This window comes from Halomonas sp. BM-2019 (genome assembly GCF_017584085.1).
In genome coordinates this window covers 2,601,284-2,604,076 of the sequence record NZ_CP071922.1, presented here as the reverse complement: position 1 = coordinate 2,604,076, position 2,793 = coordinate 2,601,284, and the positions used below count along the sequence as shown (strand labels likewise).

5 protein-coding genes are annotated in these 2,793 nt (G+C 59.4%); all 5 read left to right on the top strand.

The window, feature by feature from the left end; genetic code table 11:
* Positions 1-268 precede the first annotated feature (268 nt).
* The 5 genes from J5F18_RS13010 to J5F18_RS12990 all read left to right on the top strand — a co-directional run bounded on the left by J5F18_RS13010 (position 269) and on the right by J5F18_RS12990 (position 2,743).
* Positions 269-1,210, top strand: a complete 942-nt coding sequence (locus J5F18_RS13010; RefSeq protein WP_346299038.1) for an Rpn family recombination-promoting nuclease/putative transposase — start codon at positions 269-271, stop codon at positions 1,208-1,210.
* A 181-nt stretch (positions 1,211-1,391) separates the two neighbouring features.
* The gene (locus J5F18_RS13005) at positions 1,392-1,694 is read left to right on the top strand and encodes a nucleotidyltransferase domain-containing protein (RefSeq protein ID WP_346299037.1); all 303 of its coding nucleotides are present in this window, start codon (positions 1,392-1,394) and stop codon (positions 1,692-1,694) included.
* Positions 1,691-2,167 (top strand): hypothetical protein, encoded by a 477-nt coding sequence (locus J5F18_RS13000; protein WP_346299036.1) that lies wholly within the window; start codon positions 1,691-1,693, stop codon positions 2,165-2,167. Before J5F18_RS13005 ends, J5F18_RS13000 begins: the two co-directional genes overlap by 4 nt.
* Positions 2,168-2,232: 65 nt before the next feature.
* Complete coding sequence (locus J5F18_RS12995; RefSeq protein WP_346299035.1) at positions 2,233-2,499, top strand: DUF4160 domain-containing protein; 267 nt, start codon at positions 2,233-2,235, stop codon at positions 2,497-2,499.
* A gap of 16 nt (positions 2,500-2,515) precedes the next feature.
* Positions 2,516-2,743 (top strand): DUF2442 domain-containing protein, encoded by a 228-nt coding sequence (locus tag J5F18_RS12990; protein WP_346299034.1) that lies wholly within the window; start codon positions 2,516-2,518, stop codon positions 2,741-2,743.
* Positions 2,744-2,793 lie beyond the last annotated feature (50 nt).

Here is a 2,793-nt window from a genome sequence, read left to right as displayed (position 1 = left end):
GGCCGGCAGCAATGCCGGCCGCTGGCGTATGGGCGGCGGGCGCTGCGAGGCAGGATGGTGGGGCCTTGTTCCTTGTTCCTTGTTCCTTGCCCCTTGCCCCTTGCCCCTGCCCCCTATCGCCGGATAAATCCGGCTCCTACGACTGGGTGGGGTTTCCTCGTCCCTCGCTTCCTCGTTCCTCGCCCCTCGCCCCTCGCTTCCTCGCCCCTGCCTTGCCGGCCTATGCTAGACTCCGGGCACGGAACCCGATGCGCAGGAGCGCCCCTCCATGGCCAACCACCATGATACGGGCTACAAGGAGCTGTTCAGCTACCCCGAGTTCGTACAGCAACTGATCGAGGGCTTCGCGCCACCCGAGATCGCCGGATTGATGGACTTCACCACGCTGCAGAACCACAGCGGCAACTACATCACGCCGCTGTTCGAGGAAAAGTTCGAGGATGTGGTGTGGTCGGTGGAAGTGCACTGGCAGGGTGTGGCGCAACGGGTCTACCTGTATATCCTGTTGGAGTTTCAGTCCACGGTGGATCAGGCGATGCCGATTCGCTTGATGCACTACGTGGCCTGCTTCTACGATCACCTGCTCAAGAGCAAGGCCGCCACCATCGGCGAGGGCCTGCCGCCGGTGCTGCCCATCGTGCTCTACAACGGCGCGCGACGCTGGTCGGTGCCACAGGATGTCTACGAGCTGATAAGACCGGAACCTCCGGGCTTCCTGCGAGTCTACCAGCCGCACCTGCGCTACTACCTGATTGACGAGGGGCAGTATACTGACGAGGAGCTGGCCGAGCGGCAGACGCCACTGAGCGGGGTGTTCGGCATCGAGAACGCCGCCACGGGGCAGGCGGCCCTGCAACGGGCGGTGGACCGGGTGGTGGCGATCATTCAGGCCGACGCCAACAAGGAACGCATCGACCGTATCATCACCCGCTGGCTTAAGCGTCATCTCCAACGGGTAGCCCCCGGGAGCAGGCTCGACCTGGATCGGCTCACCAGTCTGGTGGAGGATAGAGAGATGTTGGCAGAGAATCTTGAGAATCTGGTCAAGAAAGAGCGTCAGGAAGGGCGTGAAGAAGGGCGCGAGCAAGCCAGGCGGGAGACGGCTCGTAACCTGATCGCGCGTACCGAAATGGATGATCCGATGATCGCCGAGATTGCCGGACTGGCCGCCGAGGAGGTGGCGAAGCTGCGTGCCGAGACTCAGCATTAAAAGAAGATAAGGACACCCACTTTCTGGGTCCTTTCTGGGCGCTTGGCCCTTGGCCCTCGCGCCTGTTCTCGGACAGCCCCCATGTCCTCGCTTATTTCTGGCGCGGCGTCAGTAAAGAAGAAAAGGATATCCACTTTCTTCATCGAGGTGTCGTTTGCAAGGCCTGACAAGAGGACATGAAATGCGCTTGAGTGACCGGGAGCGTGATGACATCGTCCAGACAGTGAAGCGCCACTTCGGTGCGCTTTCTCGCGTCTGGCTCTTTGGCTCCAGAGTCGATGACCGGGCCAGAGGTGGGGATATCGATATCTACGTGGAGCCCGAGGTGCAGGAGCCTGACCAGATCGTTGATGCCCAGCTGGATGCGCTGGTTGAGCTCAAGCAGCGGTTGGGCGATCAGAAAATCGATCTGGTCGTTCATCGCAGGGCTGCCAAGGAGCTGCCGGTGCATCGGTTGGCCAGGGAAACGGGGGTGAGGCTGTGAACCAGGTTGAAGCTTTTGAAGGCAGTCTGGAAATATGTGAGCGACATGCCAGCAGGCTCCACTGGGCGATGGACACTCTCTCCGATCACTTTCCCTTGTCACCGACTGAGCTGGAGGAGCTTTCAGATCTCGATCTGGCCGTTGTGGATCAGTTCATCGTCCGTTTTTCCAAGCTGCAGGATGCCATGGGTGCCAAGCTGCTGCCGGGTGTCCTTGAATTAACGCAGGAGCATGGTGAGCTGGCGACCTTCATCGATAAATTGAACAAGCTGGAAAAGATTGGTGCCATCGAATCGGCCGCAAGGTGGTTGCGGCTACGCGAAATGCGCAATCAATTTGCCCATGATTATCCTGATGACCCTGAGATCCAGGCCAGTTTGTTGAACAAGGCCTATTTTATGGCTGGCGATCTGCTGGAAGCTCTGGAGCACGTGAAAGCGTTCAGCAAGCCCTACAGGCAGAGGGGGGAATAGGACAGGAAGAAAGCGACATCCACGTTCTGGGCCCCGCGGCCGGCAGCGATGCCGGCCGCTGGCGTATGCAGAATCCTCTATGCTTGAGTAAGCTTGGGCTTTCCTGGGGGAGTGGCGATGCCAACCGATTCTATTTCTACAGCCATGAGCCCGATGAGCCGCCCCATGTACATGTTGACCACGGCAGCGCAACGGCCAAGGTATGGCTGAATGATGCGGTGATTGCGCGTAACATTGAGTTCTCTGCCAAAGAGCTCGGCCGGATACAGCGAATGGTCCGAGAGCACGAGCAACAGTTGTGGGAGGCGTGGCATGCATTCTTTGGTATCTGACAATGACTTGCGAGTGATGAGCGTGCAGATCGATGATGATCGACTTACCGTCGAACTGATGGATGGTCGGGCGATCTCCGTGCCTCTGGCCTGGTACCCCAGGCTCAGTACGGCGACTCCGGCGCAGCGCAACCACTGGGAGGTTGCGGGTGGTGGCTACGGTATCCACTGGCCCGACCTTGATGAGGACCTGAGTACCGAAGGGCTGCTGAAGGGCGCCAGAGCGCCTCACCCGGAGAAATAGCAGAGGAAAGGAAATAGGGGACAGACCCTCATTTCTCACTTGGCCTAAGG